The 18,501-nt window shown below is 40.5% G+C and carries 12 protein-coding genes and 1 pseudogene; 1 reads left to right on the top strand and 12 read right to left on the bottom strand.

Features of this window, described 5'->3' with window-relative positions; all coding sequences use genetic code 11:
* Positions 1-15: 15 nt before the first annotated feature.
* The 12 genes and pseudogenes from CD00_RS0104660 to CD00_RS0104715 all read right to left on the bottom strand — a co-directional run bounded on the left by CD00_RS0104660 (position 16) and on the right by CD00_RS0104715 (position 17,941).
* Complete coding sequence (locus CD00_RS0104660) at positions 16-3,027, bottom strand: penicillin-binding transpeptidase domain-containing protein (RefSeq protein ID WP_034461970.1); 3,012 nt, start codon at positions 3,025-3,027, stop codon at positions 16-18.
* Positions 3,020-3,379, bottom strand: coding sequence for a rod shape-determining protein MreD (mreD, locus tag CD00_RS17230; protein ID WP_051594082.1), 360 nt, complete (start codon positions 3,377-3,379; stop codon positions 3,020-3,022). The genes CD00_RS0104660 and mreD overlap by 8 nt, the downstream gene beginning before the upstream one ends.
* 172 nt (positions 3,380-3,551) lie before the next feature.
* Complete coding sequence (gene mreC / locus CD00_RS0104670; RefSeq protein WP_026654888.1) at positions 3,552-4,427, bottom strand: rod shape-determining protein MreC; 876 nt, start codon at positions 4,425-4,427, stop codon at positions 3,552-3,554.
* Positions 4,427-5,431, bottom strand: a complete 1,005-nt coding sequence (gene mreB, locus CD00_RS0104675) for a rod shape-determining protein (protein ID WP_026654889.1) — start codon at positions 5,429-5,431, stop codon at positions 4,427-4,429. Before mreB ends, mreC begins: the two co-directional genes overlap by 1 nt.
* Positions 5,432-5,441: 10 nt before the next feature.
* Positions 5,442-6,155 carry a RadC family protein gene (gene radC / locus CD00_RS0104680; protein WP_026666765.1) on the bottom strand — a complete coding sequence of 238 codons (714 nt, stop codon included), beginning with the start codon at positions 6,153-6,155 and terminating at the stop codon, positions 5,442-5,444.
* Positions 6,156-6,219: 64 nt separating this feature from the next.
* A complete protein-coding gene (locus CD00_RS0104685) occupies positions 6,220-7,521 on the bottom strand; it encodes a methionine gamma-lyase family protein (protein WP_026654892.1) in 1,302 nt (433 codons plus the stop codon).
* Positions 7,514-8,453 (bottom strand): annotated as a pseudogene (gene miaA, locus CD00_RS21345) (tRNA (adenosine(37)-N6)-dimethylallyltransferase MiaA). The gene CD00_RS0104685 and the pseudogene miaA overlap by 8 nt, the downstream one beginning before the upstream one ends.
* Positions 8,450-10,501, bottom strand: a complete 2,052-nt coding sequence (gene mutL, locus CD00_RS0104695) for a DNA mismatch repair endonuclease MutL (RefSeq protein ID WP_026654893.1) — start codon at positions 10,499-10,501, stop codon at positions 8,450-8,452. Before mutL ends, miaA begins: the two are co-directional and overlap by 4 nt.
* On the bottom strand, positions 10,502-13,144 hold the full coding sequence (mutS, locus tag CD00_RS0104700) for a DNA mismatch repair protein MutS (protein ID WP_034462312.1): 2,643 nt from the start codon (positions 13,142-13,144) through the stop codon (positions 10,502-10,504).
* A gap of 68 nt (positions 13,145-13,212) precedes the next feature.
* Positions 13,213-14,679: a tRNA (N6-isopentenyl adenosine(37)-C2)-methylthiotransferase MiaB gene (miaB, locus tag CD00_RS0104705; protein WP_026654895.1), complete on the bottom strand. Its 1,467-nt coding sequence runs from the start codon at positions 14,677-14,679 to the stop codon at positions 13,213-13,215.
* Entirely contained in the window at positions 14,679-15,923 is a 1,245-nt protein-coding gene (pepT, locus tag CD00_RS0104710) for a peptidase T (protein WP_026654896.1), read from the bottom strand. Before pepT ends, miaB begins: the two co-directional genes overlap by 1 nt.
* Positions 15,920-17,941 (bottom strand): alpha-amylase family glycosyl hydrolase, encoded by a 2,022-nt coding sequence (locus CD00_RS0104715; protein WP_026654897.1) that lies wholly within the window; start codon positions 17,939-17,941, stop codon positions 15,920-15,922. The genes pepT and CD00_RS0104715 overlap by 4 nt, the downstream gene beginning before the upstream one ends.
* 144 nt (positions 17,942-18,085) lie before the next feature.
* Here CD00_RS0104715 and CD00_RS0104720 point away from each other — a divergent pair, with 144 nt between their 5' ends.
* Positions 18,086-18,445 carry a DUF1292 domain-containing protein gene (locus CD00_RS0104720; RefSeq protein ID WP_051198964.1) on the top strand — a complete coding sequence of 120 codons (360 nt, stop codon included), beginning with the start codon at positions 18,086-18,088 and terminating at the stop codon, positions 18,443-18,445.
* The last annotated feature ends 56 nt before the right edge of the window (positions 18,446-18,501 follow it).

The following is an 18,501-nucleotide window of genomic DNA, read 5'->3' on the forward strand; positions in this document are numbered from 1 at the left end:
TAATTTCTCCAAACTTTAGTCCTCGCGTCCGCCTCCGACAAGAGCTTCTCCTCCACCGAGAATTTCATCAAGTGTCTTATATTCAAAATAGTATTCAAGAACCTTTTCAGTGATCTGAGCCGCATAACTTGATGTATATCCGTTTGCAACTCTGGTAGCAACCGCAATTTTAGGCTGCTCGTTCTTATCACTGTACGGTGCATAACAGACAAACAGCGAATGGTTGGGCTTCAATCCTTCTTCCGCCGTTCCGGTCTTACCCGCAACAGGACATCCTTTATTTGAAAGTTCGCTGTAATAAGGCTTATCCATTACTACTTCTCTCATTCCATGATGAATGAAATCCCAGTAAGCCTGCGGCATATTTATCTGATTTCTGACCTTAGCACTGTTATCTTTCATTTTGCCGTAGGAATCAAGCGCAATCTTATCTACCAATGTAAGATCAAAACATTTTCCGCGGTTTGCAACAGTTGTAATATATCTTGCAAGACCAACAGTTGAATAGTTATTTGTATCCTGTCCGATAGCGCCACGGACAGCATCCTCTGAGGCAACTTCTGGTTCCGCTTCGGCAATCTCTATTCCGGATTTATCTGTCAGGCCATATTCTCCCGCATATTTAGCAAGCTTGGCGCAACCAAGATCACTGTCATATTTATTGCCACTTGTTCCCAATCTATAACCGACTTCATAGAAAAAGCAGTTACAAGAATTTCTGATACCACCTACAACATTAAGTGAACCGTGTCCGCCTTTTTTCCAACATTTTGCGGGATGCTGAGGATCCGATTTACTGAAAATTCCGCTACAGCTGATAGCCGAAGTTGTAGTTATAACATTTTCCATTAGTCCCGCGGTAGCGGTTACCATCTTAAATGTAGATCCGGGCGCTGTCATTTCAAGAGTGGCATGATTGTACATAGGTTTAGCATTTGATTTATCCGTCAATAGACTGGTAAGATAATCGGGATCACCTTCACTAAGACGATTGTTGTCATATCCCGGGTATGATACAAGTGCCAGAATATCACCGGTCTGTACATCTGTAATTACCATGGAACCGGTACAAGGATACAAGCCAAGCTGTGCAGGAGTTATATCCAGTTTTTCCAACCTGTTACGTAAAAATACATAAGGCGAAATTCCACCATTATTCCAGACTGTAAGTTCATCAGGATCAATATTGTCTGCTTTTATGATTCCCTGCTCCAAGAGAACATTACATACCTGCCTCGGAGTTATGGTATCTGAATAAAGCATATGCTTATATAGATAAGTATCAAATATATGATCGTTATTAAGGCCGTACTGCTTTGTAGCCCCTTTACCTTCTTTTCCCTCGACAATATAATTGACGATCTCTCTGTAAGTTTCATCCGAATCGGAATAAAGATTTTCAATATCAAGCTTAGATGCATCAACCCATTCGTTTATTATCGCCCTGTCAATATACTGGGAAAGAGAAACGTTTCCCGCTTTCCATTCCTTATTCATCTTAACGAAATCTTCGTCATCCTTATCAGCTGAAATTACAGGATAGTTTTTATCCTTTAAGATGTTCAGAATATGATCCATATATTCCTGATACTCTTCCGGAAGCTGATTTTTAGGAGTTTTCTTATTCAGAAGTTCATCCTTTATCGCAGCGATCGTTTCTTTTTTCTTGGGAACAAATGCTGCATACAAAGCCTTTTCGTTTTCCTGCGCGTCAGCGTTTTTAAATTTAGAAATATCTATAATATCATTCACAAAAAGATTTATATATGCGTCATATATGGGAAGCCACATCTGATTTGCACTGGGCTTCTCATCAAAAACGGGTCCGCGTTTTGAATCTTTAAGCTTATCAAGGAGAATGGTTGCAAGATTTTTTTCAAGAATCTTGTAGCATCCCTTGGTAAGTTCTTTATCGATGGTAAGATACACGTCATGGCCTGCGACAGGCTCAACACTGTCACTGATTTCAAGAATATGTCCTGTTTTATCTACGTGAATTGTATCTTTTCCTTTTATTCCCTGAAGTTCACTTTCAAGTGACTTTTCAATACCGGATTTTCCGACAATATCATTCAGATCATATTTTTGTTCTTCATCATCGGCGGAACCGGCTTTTGCAAATAAGCCTTTTTTATCCTCTTCTGCTTCGTCGCCTGCACCGTTATTAAATTCATCAAGCTCTGTGACTGATATTTTTCCAGTATATCCAAGAATCGGTGAAAAGCAGAAGAAATCATCATCATACATTCTTACATAGCTGCTTGTAATATCAACACCCTCAAGTTGATCTTTACTCTCCAAAATTGCAGCGGCGGTTTCTTCCGAAACCTTCGAAGCAATAGTGGTAGCAAGATAATTCTGAAAGCCCTGTTTAGCCATTCTATATCTGATAACCAGTATCTTAAATCCAATTTCGGGCGAATACCCCTTCATAGCCTCAAATGTTTCTCTGCTCTTATTTTGAGGATCCGTATAATCTCCGATACTGTAGCTATAGCAAAGATCCTCAACCACCTGTTTGGCTGTCTTTACTTTTTCTTCAGTTTTAAGCTCTTTTACGGAAGTTCTTCCGTAAGCATCTCTGAGAAACTTTAGAATATCCGATTCATTTTCCGACTTAAAAATGTATTTTCCCGAAACGTCCCTCACGATATCAAAATCAAAATCTATTTCATCATTGTTGGCTTCGATAATCTCAATAGTCTTCTGTAATGTTTCATTGATCTTACGGTTCTTTTCCTTAAGCTTCATATCGGGATATACATCTTCTATCGTTACGGAATCCGCACGCTCATCATGAGCAAGAAGATTTTTGTTTCTGTCATAGATGCATCCGCGAGGTGCAGGGATATACTTATCCTTGATTGTTTCGTTGGTTGCCGTTTCTTTGTAATAATCTCCCATCATTATCTGCAAATAAAATAAACGAGCAAGCAAAACACATGCAAATGCAACAATTACCCCTGCAAGCATTACAGATCTTGAAGTTATGAACTTTATAAATTTCTCTTTAATCTCGTCAAACAAATTTTTTCTCGCTCCTTTGTTCCTTCTCAAGGATCCATTCATGTATCTTCAAGATAACCGGATAATAGAAAATCGCAACAAGCGCAGTATAGACAACTCCGGGTATTATCGTGTTCATCATATAATAACCGATATCAAATCGCTTTCTGAACAAGAGTAGCAAAACATAACAAACAAAATTGTAGATAAAATCAGAAACAGATATTATCGTGATGGGGATTGCAATATTCTGAGAATAAAAGACCTCGTTCAGTTTTCCCACAAGGAACCCGAGATACATATAGATAAGTGCATAAAAACCGAGGTGACCAAAAAATATATCAATCAATAAACCACCAAAAAAACCTGTCATAAGTCCCGTTTTTTTCTCCTCGTAAAAAGGCAACAGAGGTCACAAAAACAAGCATAAGATCCGGAGTAACACCTCCGAAATCCAATACTCTGTTAAAAACTGAAGTCTGCACTGCAAACGTCAATATCGTCAATAAAAAATTTACTAATAATCTTCTTATACTCATCTGTTTTTATTTTTGTTTAAAAGGTTTGGGATTCTTGACAACAAGCACTATGTCCAAATGCTCAAAATCAACAGCGGGCGTAATTGTTCCTTTTTTGGTATTGTCGGGTTCATTCTCTATTTCCGAAATATATCCGATCAGAACACCGGGAATATATTTTTCACTGATAGAGGATGTAACCACAGAATCTCCACGCGCAACTTTATCGTCTTTAAATCTTGAAAAAGTAATATTTCCGCTAAGATCATACTCTTTAAGGCTACCGGAAACATTAAGATTTTTCTTCAAGGCTAAAACTGTTCCGGTAACATTATTATCGTCAGAAATGATTGCACGAACCTGAGCCCAATCCGGCCCCAATTTGATAATACGTCCTACAAGACCACCGTCGGCAAGAATATTCATATCAACTTCAAGCCCGTCATCTTCTCCCTTGTTAATAATAAAGGAGTCATACCATTTACCGGGCTCTTTAGACACAACCTTTGCAGCAACAGTATCAAAATTATACTGATCATCAAGTTCTTTAAGCTCACGAAATTGTATAAGCTCGTATTTATCCTGCTGAAGCTTGTTGTTTTCAATTGTAAGTTCATCTACTTTTGCTTTAAGTCTTTCGTTCTCGTCAAGAAGTCTTGAGATCTCAGACAATCTGTCGGCGGTATTTTTAATCTTGGTTCCGACAGTCGTGATGCCTCTTTGAAGCGGCATCATAAAGACACTTGCAAAAGCATTTATCGGTCCTTCAAGCGGACCTGCATTGATCTTGTCTGCATTAAACGTTATCAGCATAAGAACAATACATAATGCAGTTAAAATAGAGAGAAGATATTTACTGGGGACAGTAAACTCTTCTCCGTTTCTCCTAATAACAGGGCTCATTATTTATCCTCTTCGATTCCATAAGCAAGAACCTTGTACTGGTCATCTTTAATAATCTTAGAAAGACCAAGGGCAACAGAACCAATCGGGTTCTCGGCAAGATTAACATTAAGGCCTACACCGTTTGAAAGTCTCTGTGCAAGGTGGCAAATCTGAGAAGCACCGCCTGTAAGATAAAGTCCGTGCTTGAAGATATCTGCCGCAAGTTCCGGAGGAGTTCTCTCAAGTGTGGCTTTAATATTATCAAGGATTACGTCAAAGCTCTCAATAAGAGCCTGATTGAGAAGATCTGTAGGGATCATTCTCTCTACGGGAAGACCTGTTACGATATCTCTTCCGTAAACGACTGCATCCTTACCCTCTTTTTCAAGATCCTTAAGTGACATTTTTACAGTTTCCGATGTTTTTTCACCAATAAGAAGACCAAATTCCTTACGGATAACGGTTCTTATCGCCTCGTCGAACTTCTTTCCGCCGACTTTGATAAGTTTGCTGACAACGATTCCTCTGAGTGAAAGAATTGAGATCTCTGTTGTGTCATATCCGACGTCAACAACAAGTACACCCTGTGAATTCATAACGTCAACATTCATTCCGAGACCGTCAGCCAGAGGTTTCTTAACCATCATGATCTTCTTGGCTTTAATTCCGGCATCATTTATAAGATCGTGGAAAGCACGCCTTTCTACTTCCGTAACATCCTTGGGAACTGCAATATAAACTTCGCAAGGCTTAACGGAACCCTTCATCTGATCTGTCAAAAACAGCTTTACAAGAGCTTCCATGTGTTCGATATCAGCAATAACACCACTGCTAAGAGGATATGTTATCTGAATCTTATCGGGAGCTTTCTCGTACATCTCGTATGCAGAATTACCATAAGCAAAAACTCTTGTCTTGTTTTCGATGGCAATCATGTTCTTCTCAACGAAAAGTCCATCCTCATCTCTGTTATAAATCTTAATGTTGCTGGTTCCAAGATCGATTCCAAATATGTTACTCAAAACGTCCTCCTTATTGCCATAACAGCCCTTTTTCTTCAAAGCTGTAATATGAGCGATCTCCTATAATAATATGATCCCTTAAAATGATATCAAGCATTGCCCCTGATTCCCTGATCTTATTGGTAATAAGAACATCCGATTTACTCGGAGACGGATCTCCGCCCGGATGATTGTGCACCAATATCAGATTTGAAGCTCCCGTTCTAAGAGCGTGAATAAAAACATCTCTCGGTGATAATGAGGCTGAATTGACAGTCCCCATGGACAAAAGAACTTCTTGGACAAGCTTTAATCTGTTGTTAAGACAAAGCAAAAAGACCCTCTCGGATTCTTCATGCCTTAGCTTTTCCATAAAATAATTTGCAACCATAGACGGATCGTTGCATAAAAGGCCGATATCCGCTTTCTGGCAAGACATTCTCTTTGCAAGCTCAGCAATACATTTAAGTTTGACCGCCTTGACTTCCCCTATGCCATGAACTTTCATAAGTTCTTCAACAGAAACACAGAAAAGACTGTTAAGTCCTTTCTCCTTTCCTCTACCCATTGCCATAACTTTCTTTGCTATATCAACCGGAGATGCACTGCTGCTTCCTGTTCGAATTATAATTGCAAGAAGTTCGGCATCGGTCAGACTTTCCGGACCTGACTTTAAAAAGCGCTCATAGGGAAGCTGGTCTTCATATGTTCTGTGCTCTTTAAAAGAGATATCTGATTGCTTCATGTGATTCCTCCTGATACAAGCTTTCCGGGCGATCAGAATGAATCAAAATCATACAGCTATTAGTTTAGCACAAGATAAGGCCTGCATCTACAAGATTTTGCAAAGTCTTTAGTATACCGATCTTGGCGTGCGGCCATGTAAGGCCTCCCTGGAAGAATACAGAGTAAGGTTCCTTGATGGGACCGTCAGCCGAAAGCTCTATTGAAGAGCCCGAAACAAAGGCACCTGCAGCCATTATTACCTGTGAATCATATCCCGGCATATCCCATGGCTCGGGAGTTACAAATGAATCAACGGGAGCCGCAGCCTGAACACCTTTACAAAATTCTATAACACCCTCAGGCTTTCCGAATGTGACAGCCTGTATGATGTCATGTCTTTCTTCCTTGCTGTCCGGACAAACGGAAAATCCGAATTTCTCATAAATATTGGCAGCAAATATTGCACCTTTAAGCGCACTTGCAGTTACTGTAGGTGCAAGGAAAAGACCCTGATAGAAAGAAGGAAGTATTCCGAGTGAAGCGCCAACTTCTTTTCCAAGTCCGGGGGAAGTGAGCCTGAATGCCGCATTCTCGACGCATTCTTTTTTGCCCGCAATATAACCACCGATCGGAGCAAGTCCGCCTCCGGGATTCTTTATGAGAGATCCGACAACCATATCGGCGCCTACATCTGTAGGTTCGATTCTCTCGACGAATTCTCCGTAGCAGTTATCTACCATGCATATAACATCACTCTTTATGCCCTTAATAAATGCAATAAGCTCTCCTATTCTCGATACGGAAAGAGTCGGTCTTGTCTGATATCCCTTTGACCTCTGTATGGTAACAAGTTTTATGTTCTCGTTCTCTTCAAGAACCTTTTTGATATTGTCATAATCAAAACTTCCGTCAGAAAGAAGATCCACCTGTGAATATGTGATTCCATACTCTGCAAGAGAGCCCTTTGATTCTCTTATTCCGATAACTTCTTCAAGTGTATCGTAAGGCTTTCCTACAGGAGAAAAAAGCATGTCACCGGGTCTTAAATTACTCATAAGAGCAAGTGCAAGCGCATGAGTTCCGCATGTTATCTGCGGACGAACAAGCGCATCCTCGGTGTGAAACACTGATGCATAAACAGCTTCCAGCTTTTCCCTTCCGATATCGTTGTATCCGTAGCCCGTTGTTCCCATAAGACATGCTTCACTTACCTTATTGTCCTGCATAGCTTTAAGAACCTTGAGCTGATTATACTCAGCAGTCTCATCAATCTTCTTAAATCTCTCCGCGAGCTCCTCAATAATAATTTCTCCGAATCTGTGCACCTTCTCTGAGATGCCGAACTCATCATATAACTTGTCTATTGTCTGATTTAATTCACTCATTTTCATATATCCTTAGTATTTCTTCCAAAACGAGATTATCGTCTCTGTTAAATGCCGATTTGTCTATCCAGCGAACTTGCTTTTCTCTTCGAAACCATGTGAGCTGCCTCTTCGCAAAATGCCTTGTGTTTCTCTTTATCAGATATATCGCTCTTTCAAGGTCGTATTCGCCGTCAAGATAGCCGAATATCTCTCTGTATCCAAGGCTTTGCATTGATGTCGCGGTCTTTGGAATATCCATTTTTCGAAGTTCTTTAACTTCATCGACAAGACCTTCTTCTATCATGGCATCAACTCTTTTATCAATTCTTGAATAAAGAACTTCCCTGTCATCCGTAAGCACAAAGTAGTAAAAAATCATAAGGCGAAACTTTTTCGCTCTGTTCCTTGTTGTGCTCGGATATCTTCCTGCCGGTCTTTTTATAATATTCAAGAGCACGTATAACCCTCTTTGAATTATTTTCATGTATCAAAAGAGCTGACTCGGGATCGACACTTTTTAGTTCCTCATAAATACCGGAAGTGCCTTCTTTTCTGACTCTTTCTTCAAGTTCATGTCTTATGGTATTATCTTCATCCGTCTCGGTAAAATCAATATCATAAAGAACCGCCTGAATATAAAAGCCTGTTCCACCGACAAGTATCGGCACTTTTCCTCTTGATGAAATATCCGTAATGGCATCTTTCACAAGTTTCTGAAACATAAAGACGTTAAAGTCCTCTTTCGGGTCAAGAAAGTCGATCAGATGATGAGGGATACCACCCATTTTTTCTTTGGAAATCTTGTCCGTGCCGATATTCATATATTTATAGACCTGCATAGAATCAGCGGAGATTATCTCTCCGCCTATCTTTCCGGCAAGCTCTATTGATAATTTGGATTTTCCCACCGCAGTGGGCCCCGTTAAAACAATCAGCTTTTGTTTATTCATTCCACAACTCGTTTAAACTTTTTATCAATTTCATACTTTGTCATCGATATGATCGTAGGTCTTCCGTGAGGGCAATTATAAGGATTATTAAGAGTAAGAAGTTCGTCCAAAAGAGCTTCCATCTCTTCCTTGGTCATCTTGGTATTGCCCTTAACAGAAGCCTTGCAGGCCATGCTCGCGATCTTATAATTTATCACATCCGGTGTCCTGTCAAGATTTGTCTCGTGCGACAGTTCATCAAGGATTTTGATAAAAAGATCCTTCTCATCATCACATCCAAAAAGATCCACCGGAATAGCTCTCATCGCATATTCATGTCCGCCAAAGTTCTCGATGTTAAAGCCTATCTTTTCAAAATACTGCCTGTAGCGAAGGAAAAGTTCCTCCTCAGCAGAAGCCAAAGTTACGATAACAGGCGGATTTACCATCTGTGAAAGCATTTCGCCCGATTTGTATCTCTTTATCATGCGCTCGTAGTTTACTTTCTCATGCGCAGCATGCTGATCCACAAGAAGCATCTTATCTTTGTAACCGATGATCCAGTATGTTCCGAATATCTGACCAAGAATCTCATACTCTTTGACATTCTCTTTGCTCAGAACTTTCTCTTCAAAGAGATCCAGCTGTACGGGCTTTTCAACTATAATAGCTTCCGAAGGCTTAATTATAGGTGAAGGATGTTCTGTTTTTTCAGCCTGTTTTCCCTCAAGATCTCCGAAAATCCTTGTCCATACGGCAGATTTGTTGTTATCACTTATTTTAACCTTTTCGCCGCTTGCATCTTTTGAGTAGATAGGAGTTTCTTCTTTTACAAGATTCTCCTCGAATCTCTGCTTTTCAAACGGTTCCGGAGCGGTTTTCTTTTTCGTAGCCTCATTCTCTTTTACGGCAGGAGCGGCTTTTTTAACTTTATCTTCCGCTTCATCATCGAAGAATACATCAACGCTCTTTGGCTCGGGAGCAATTTCATTGTCGGCCTTAATTATATTCACGGGCTCGACTGCATTAGTCTCCGGCTTTTTCTTCTTGTTATCGTCAAGAACCGCATCGGGAATCATCTCTCGATTTCTGAGCGTATTCTCAACATTTGAACGGATAAGCTCATAAAGCGCAGTCTGATTGTCGAATCTGACTTCAAGTTTTGCGGGATGCACGTTTACATCTACCATCGCGGGATCCATTCTAATGTGTAGAACGGCAAACGGGAACTTGTGCATCATAAGATACTGCTTGTATCCCTCTTCCAGCGCCTTGGAAATAATCTTATCTTTTACATATCTTCCGTTTACAAAAAAGATCTCAAAATTCCTGTTTGACCTGTTTATGGAAGGCTCACCAAGATACCCCTCAATAGTCACGCCCTTTTCCGTGATATTAATGGGAACGAGGTTAAGTGAAACATCTCTTCCGTAAATCCTGTATATGATCTCTTTAAGATCTCCGTTTCCTGAAGTATTGAATTTATCATCCCTGTTGTTTATGTAGTGGAATGATATTGTAGGATTATCAAGAGCAAGATGCTCCATGACATCACCTATATAACTTGCCTCAGTCTGAGGAGTCTTAAGAAACTTTTTTCTCGCAGGAGTATTGAAAAAGAGATTTCTTACGATAAGAGAAGTTCCGTCAGGAGCTCCAATCTCTTCAAAGCATACTTCCTCACCGCCACTTATACTGTATCTGATTCCGACAAGATCGTCTCTTGTCTTTGTGATCAGATCAACCTGGGCAACGGAAGAAATACTTGATAAAGCCTCTCCCCTGAATCCAAGCGAATGAATCGTAAAAAGATCCTCAATAGACTTAAGCTTACTTGTAGCATGTCTTTTAAACGCTTTCCTTATCTCGGTCTTTTCAATTCCGGAACCGTTATCGGTGACACGTATCATATCTATACCGCCACCTTTTATCTCAACAGTGATTGCGGTAGCACCTGAATCGATCGCGTTTTCAACAAGTTCTTTTACGACACTCGCAGGTCTCTCAACAACTTCTCCTGCAGCAATCTGGTCTATGGTATTTTTGTCGAGTTCGTTAATGAATGCCATTTAGTTTTTCCACCTGTTTTTCAAATCACTCTGAAGCTTGTACAAAGTATTCAGAGCGTCCATGGGCGTAAGAGTTGTAATATCGATTTCCTGCAATCTCTTAAGCACATCTTCATCGGTTACAGTATCAAACAGTGACATCTGATCCATATCAACGTCGTCATAATGCTTAACTTTGACCTTTTTATCACTCTTATTGTCCTTTGCAATACTCTGGACTTTATCGGTAATATCATTGTCGGTAAGTTCAGCAACAATCTCCTTGGCCCTGTCGATGACCATATCGGGAACGCCCGCAAGCTTAGCAACCTGAATACCATAGCTCTTGTCGGCGCCTCCCTTTACGATTTTCCTTAGAAAAACAATATCATCACCGTTTTCTTTAACGGCAATACAGTAGTTATTTACATTGTCCATCTTGCCCTCAAGCTCTGTAAGCTCGTGATAATGCGTAGCAAACAAAGTCTTGGCACCAAGTATCTTTCTGTTACTGATATGCTCCGTAACAGCCCAGGCAATGGCAAGGCCGTCATATGTCGATGTTCCTCTTCCTATCTCATCCAGTATCAAAAGAGAATTTGAAGTCGCATTACGTAATATATTAGCAACTTCGTTCATTTCAACCATGAATGTAGACTGACCGCTGCCAAGGTCATCGGAAGCACCGACTCTTGTAAATATCCTGTCAACGACACATATATCGGCTTTCTCTGCAGGTACAAAACTTCCTATCTGCATCATCAGTGAAATAAGTGCCGTCTGTCTCATATATGTCGATTTACCCGCCATATTGGGACCTGTGATAATTGAGATGCAGTGCTTTTTGTTATCCAGAAATGTATCGTTTGAGATAAACATATCGGAAGAATCAAGCATAAGCTCAACAACCGGATGTCTTCCGTTCTTTATGTTAAATACGCCCTTTTCGTTTATTGAGGGCTTAACATAATGATTTTTTTCGGCAACATAAGCAAGCGAAGCATATACATCAAGAAGCGCAAGTGCTTTAGCCGTGCCCTGTATTCTGTCTATCTCAAGAGCAATGGAATCTCTTATCTTGCAGAACATCTCATACTCAAGATTATTGAGCTTATCCTGAGCGTTTAAAATTGTATCTTCAAGCTCTTTCAACTTGGGAGTCGTATATCTCTCGCAGTTTGTAAGAGTCTGTTTTCTGATGAAATAATCGGGGACTTTGTCTTTGAATGAATTGGTAACCTCAAAGGAATAACCAAACACATTGCTGTATTTGATCTTAAGATTTTTTATCCCCGTCTTTTCCTTTTCTTCATCCTCAAGCTGTGCAAGCCAACTTTTTCCGTTGGTTCCGGCTTCTCTGAATGTATCGATATCTTTGTCGAAACCATCCTTTATGATTCCGCTTTCTTTTATCGTAAGCGGAGGCTCCTCAACGATAGCCATATCGATAAGGTCATATATATCTCTCAAAGGATCGAGTCTCTCCTCAAGTGAAGAAAGCTCCGGATCATCCTTAACATCAATAAGAGATGTCTTTATCGCCGGAATCATCCTGATTGAATTCCTGAAAGCAAGAAGATCTCTTGGATTTGCAGTCTTAAACACGATCTTTGACATAAGTCTTTCAAGATCGTATACGGGATTAAGATACTCACGTATTTCTTCCCTTGTGACCACATTCTTTACAAGCTTTTCGACCGCACCCTGTCTTAAAAGAATATCATCTTTCTCGATCAGAGGTTGTTCTATAAAGCTTCGAAGCGTTCTCGCACCCATAGCTGTTTTGGTTTTATCAAGAACCCACAGGAGCGTTCCTCTCTTCTGCTTATCCCTCATCGTCTCAACAAGTTCAAGATTTCGCCTTGTAGATGAATCAAGAAGCATGAACTTACTTGTAAGATAAGGGTAAATATGAGTGATATTCGCTATCTCTGTCTTCTGCATATCAATGAGATACTGCAAAAGAGCTCCGGCAGCCACGATTCCGTTTCCGAAATCATCAAGTCCGAGACCGATAAGCGACTTGACTTTAAAGTGCGTGATCAGTGTCTTTTTACAATTTTCCTCATCGTAATATCTTGCATCGAGAGGATTTATATATACTCCGAGCCTATTCTTAAGATCATCGGTTGAAACACCTGAAAAGGTGAAAGCTTCATTGCAGATAAGCTCGGAAGGCATGTACTTTCCAATCTCGTCGCAAGCTTCCTTGATGCTTGAAACTTCCGTGAGGTAATAGTCACCCGTCGTAACATCCGCAACAGAAATTCCGATGCATTCCGAATCATAAAATACACACATGAGGTAGTTGTTTTTGGTCTCCTCAAGAGCCTGCATATTGAGATTCGTTCCCGGTGTGACGATCCTTGTCACATCTCTTTTTACGATGCCTTTTGCCTGCTTTGGATCCTCGGTCTGCTCACAAATAGCAACCTTGTATCCCTTTGAAACAAGTCTTGTAAGATAAGTATCAACCGCATGAAAAGGAACTCCGCACATAGGTGCTCTCTCTTCAAGTCCGCACGCTTTTCCCGTAAGGGTAAGTTCAAGCTCTTTTGAAACAGTCTTCGCATCGTCAAAAAATAGTTCGTAAAAATCCCCCAGTCTGTAAAACAAAACGCAGTCTTTGTACTCATTCTTTGTCTGAAGATAGTGCTGCATCATGGGTGATACTTTTTCTATGTCTACATTCTCATACGTCGTGGTACTCTCCACGTATAATTCCTCCGTTATTATGCTTTCTCCCCAAAGAAATAAAAGCCGTGACAATCAGTAATCTTTACTTTGACCATTTGACCGATAAGTTCCTCGCTACCGGGGAAATGTACAAGTGTATTGTTTGACATTCTTCCCGTCATAAGAGAATCATCATGATCGTTTACGCTTTCAACAAGCACTTCCTGAACCTGTCCCTTGTATTTAAGAGACTGCTCTTTCGCCGTATCCTGAACGACTTTAAGAAGCCTGTCGAAATTTTCTTTAACAACGTCTTCCGGTACCTGATCTTCAAAAGTTGCGGCAGGTGTTCCGGACCTCTTTGAATAGATAAAGGTAAATGCGTTGTCAAAGGCTGATTTCTTCACAACATCGATAGTATCATCAACGTCCTCTTTGGTCTCACCGGGGAAACCTACGATAATATCCGTTGTGATCGCAACATCGGGAAGTTTAGTCCTTATCTTATTTACAAGATTAAGGAAATCTTCCTTGGTATATTTTCTGTTCATTCTCCTCAAAATCTCGGTATTTCCCGACTGAAGAGGAAGATGAATTTGTCTTGCTATTTTTTTATTATTTGCAATAACATCTATAAGCTCATCTGAAAAGTCCTTAGGATGAGGAGTCATAAACCTTACTCTCTCTATACCTTCAACCTTAGTGACTTCGTCAATCAGCTCCGCAAAAGAAATCTTATCCGGATTTCCGTCCTCAAAATCATTTCCGTATGAGTTGACGTTCTGTCCTAGAAGCATGATCTCTTTAACGCCGTCTTTTGCAAGCTTTTCGCACTCTCTGATTATGTCCTTGGGGCTTCTGCTTCTCTCTCGTCCTCTGACGTAAGGAACAATACAATAAGTGCAGAAATTATTGCAGCCAAACATAATATTTACGCCCGACTTAAATGAATACTTACGAAGAACCGGAAGATCCTCGACAATCTTGTCAGTCTCTTTCCAGATATCGATTATCATCTTGTCGGAGTTAAGTGATTGGTACAAAAGCTCCGCAAATTTATAAATGTTATGTGTTCCGAAAATAAGATCGACGAATCTGTAGCTCTTTTTAATCTTATCAACGGCTGTTTTCTCCTGCATCATGCATCCGCAGATCGCAATCTTCATATAAGGATTGCTCTTCTTAAAATTACTGCACTGACCGAGTCTTCCAAGAACTCTCTGGTCGGCGTTATCGCGAACGGTACATGTGTTATAGATTACAAAATCGGCATCTTCCGATTCTGTTTCTTCATATCCGACAAGCTTAAGTGTCGCAAGAAGTTTCTCGGAATCCCTCGCGTTCATCTGACATCCGAAAGTAACAACACATGCCTTAAGCTTTCTTCCAAGCTCTTTTTCCATAAAAGAAACCTGAGCTTTGGCTTTTTCAATATATTCAAGCTGTCTGACGCTCTCCTCATCGGCAACGTCCTGCCTGTTGGCGTTTAATATACTGATATTATTTGCTTTTTCACTAGCCATTAAAAATCTTCTCCGTATACTTTTACAATTCCCAAAAGGATATCTACAACCTTGCGCATCTCCTGTATAGAAGCATACTCATACTTGCCATGATAGTTGTAGCCACCCGTGCAAAGGTTCGGGCAGGGAAGTCCCTTATATGAAAGCGAAGCACCGTCTGTACCGCCTCTTATAGGTGAGTCGATCGGTGTGATAGCAAGTCCGATCATTACCTTCTTAGCATTTTCGACAAGATGCATGTGCGGACGGATCTTCTCGAGCATATTGAAGTACTGGTCTCTTATATTAACTTCAACCGTTCCAATACCGTACTTCTTGTTAAGATACTCCGCGGCATCGTAAAAGAGCTTTTTCTTGCTGTTAAAAAGCTTCTCATTGTGATCTCTTATGATATATGTTGCCTCTGCACTCTCTGTTCCGCCGTTTACGTTTGTAAGGTGGAAAAATCCCTCTCTTTTCTCCGTATACATGGGATTCTGGAATACGGGAAGCATTGAATGGAACTCATAGCAGATAAGAGCCGCATTTATCATCTTATTCTTGGCATCACCCGGATGAACGCTTCTTCCGTGAACCTTTATAGTTCCTTCCGCAGCATTAAAGTTCTCGTATTCGAGCTCTCCGAGCTTTCCGCCGTCAACGGTATATGCAAAGTCTGCACCAAATCTCTTCAGATCAAAATGAGCTGTTCCCTCGCCGATCTCTTCATCGGGAGTAAACGCGATCCTAATATCACCGTGCTTAATTTCGGGATTGGACAAAAGAGTTTCCGCCATTGTCATAATTTCCGAAACACCGGCCTTATCATCTGCTCCGAGAAGTGTCGTTCCGTCTGTAACGATAAGATCTTCACCGACATGATTTAAAAGCTCGGGGAAATCCTTTGGTGAAAGAATAACCTTCCCGTCCTTTGAAAGGCATATGTCCGTACCCTCGTAATTATCTATTATTCTGGGCTTTACATCTTTTCCGCTAACTTCATCGGAAGTATCCATGTGAGCAACAAAGCCCATCTTGTATCTCTTTTTTCCATCATCGATATTCGAAGGAATAGACGCATAAACATAGCAATGATCTTCATCATAATATACGTCGGAAGCTCCGATCTCGATAAGTTCATCTCTTAAGATTTTCGCAAGGTCATGCTGCTTCATGGTAGAAGGAGACGTACCCGAATCAGGATCTGACTGGGTATCAACCTTTACATATCTTAAAAATTTTTCAATAACGTCCGGTTTGTTCATTTCTTTTTACTACTTTTCCTTTTATTATCTTTTTTATCTTTAAAGCTCTGATATATTCTGACAGAACGCTCTGTAAGCGTCACTTTGTCATTATCCAAGGCTTTTTTATCTGACTCATTTTTATTTTTTACGACATAATTGTTATCGGAATCAGTGTTCACTTCCGCACATGCGGTATCTGATATAAGCTTCCACGAATTTCCGTCCGGAAGTTTCGGAAGAGCTATTTCCGATTTATTCCAGCACATATTGTAACACACATATACAAATGGCTTATCTTCCGATTTTTTATCATAAAGCCCGCAATAAAGAAGTCCCAAAACATGACTCTGCGCCGTAAAATCAGGTCTCCATGCATCTCTCCCGTGACAAGAAAAATCAGGATAACCGCATGAAATATAATCCATCAGCTTAAACGGAGACGGCTCTCTGAACATAATATGCTCTCTTCTCATATTTACGAGAAATTTGACATATTCAAGAAGATCCTCGTTCTTATCAAGCGCCTTCCAGTCAACCCATCCGATATCATTATCCTGACAATACGGATTGTTGTTGCCGCCCTGAGAGTTACCAAACTCATCTCCGCTGAATATCATGGGAGTTCCCTGTGCCAAAAAGAGCATGGATAAAATATTCTTTATCTGCCTGTTTCTAAGATCAAGAATGCCTTTTTTTCTGGTTCTTCCCTCGATTCCGCAGTTCCAGCTGTAGTTCTCGTCTGTACCGTCTTTATTATTTTCGCCGTTTTCTTCATTTCTTTTGTGTTCAAAAGAAACAAGATCGGCGAGCCTGAATCCTTCGTAGTTGCAAATATAATTGATCACACCGTGTTCGCATCCGTTGGCGATCATTACCTTGAGGAAATCCCCCGCGGTATTGTCATCACTTTTTAAGAATTTTCTCGAAGAATTCAAAAATGTATTGTTATATTCGGCAAGAAAACGCTTTTTAACAGGCTTTCCGCCGTATATATCACCATAGTCAAACCACTCATGCCAGATCTTTACATCGGCAAAAAGCGGATCTTTTGTGATATTCCGCATAGGAAGACGGGCTCCTTTGACATGGAAACCATCCACTCTGTACGTACATCTCCAGTACCTGAGCGCATCAATTATTATACTCTCGCTCTCATCCTCTTCAAAATAAAACTGAAGAACTACTTCAATGCCGTTCTCATGCATAGTCTTGATAAAGTTCTTCACTTCATCCTCGGCATTTGCGGGATCCACACAATAAGAAGTCCTGGGAGCAAAGTAATAACCTTTTTTGTATCCCCAGAAATTAACCTTATGATCAAGGCTTCCCTTGTTTGTAATACTTCCGTTTCTGGAAAAGATAACATCGCTTCCCTTAAGTGCTTTCGAACCCTTAATGGCACTGCGAACTTTGCCTCTCTTCTCGGAATCCTGAAGTTCATTCATCTCGTATATAGGCATAAGCTCAATGCAAGTCACGCCAAGAGATTTAAGATAATCAAGCTTTGCGATTATTCCCGAAAACGTACCTCTGATATCAGCCGGAAGCCCACTCGAAGAACTCTTCGTAAAGCCTCTTACATGCATCAGATAAACGAAGCTGTCCTCATACGGGGTCTGCGGAGAAGAACTACCTTCCCAGTCAAAGCAAGTAGATGAATCGGATCTGAGTGATTTATTGTCAAGTTTGGCTCTGATAGCGGAATCTTCGACTTCCTCGCCAAATTTATCAAGTCCTATGACAAGCTTTGCATACGGATCGCAAAAATAATCCTCATCTTCAAAAAGATTGTACTGCGTAAATCCGTCCACATCCTTTATTCCGGAAATTCTCGCAGAATAAATATTCCCGCGCTTACATTCCGTAGGGAGCTCAATGACAAAACCGTCGTCCTCGCCTTTTTCGCCTCGGTAAAGCGTGATACCACGCTTAGAACCACCGTCAAATACAGCTCTGACAACCAGACTCTTATCATAGTCAATATAGCAGCCCAATGGATAAGGCTTTTCATCAGTAATCTTGTACGCTGAAGTCATAATCTCTCCGAAATTTGTGCTCAAAGTTACTGTTTATTGTATCAAACAACATAAGCCCTAATATTTTAACACATAATGTCTTTATGTGCACGAAGTATGCTATAATCATGATAACCATTGAAAAAGATTTTCAGGAGGATTTTTATGGAATTTTCCAAAGTAGCAACAGAAATGAATACCAGAATTGAAAATGACGAGCAGATGACCGTTGACATCGAACTTGATGACAACAAAGTTGTTACCTGTGCGATCATCATAGTTCTTACAGTTAATTCAAAAGATTACATTGTTCTTCTTCCGCTTGATAAAAACGGTCAGAACAACGACGGAAACGTATGGTTCTACGAATTCATCTACAAAGGTGAGGATGAAGAGCCTGAACTTGGCTATATCGAAGACGACGCCGAGTACGATGCCGTTGCCGAGGCTTTCAACCTCTATCTCGACGATGTTGAATTTGATGAAATTGTTGAGATTCCCGAGGAAGATGCTGAAGATCTGTAAGAGAATCGGTATCAGAATTGATATGAATGTTAACCCTTTTAAAGACAGCAGATTTT

Origin of the sequence: Butyrivibrio sp. AE3003 (assembly GCF_000686065.1) — a bacterium.
GTDB classification, from domain to species: Bacteria; Bacillota; Clostridia; order Lachnospirales; family Lachnospiraceae; genus Butyrivibrio; species Butyrivibrio hungatei_A.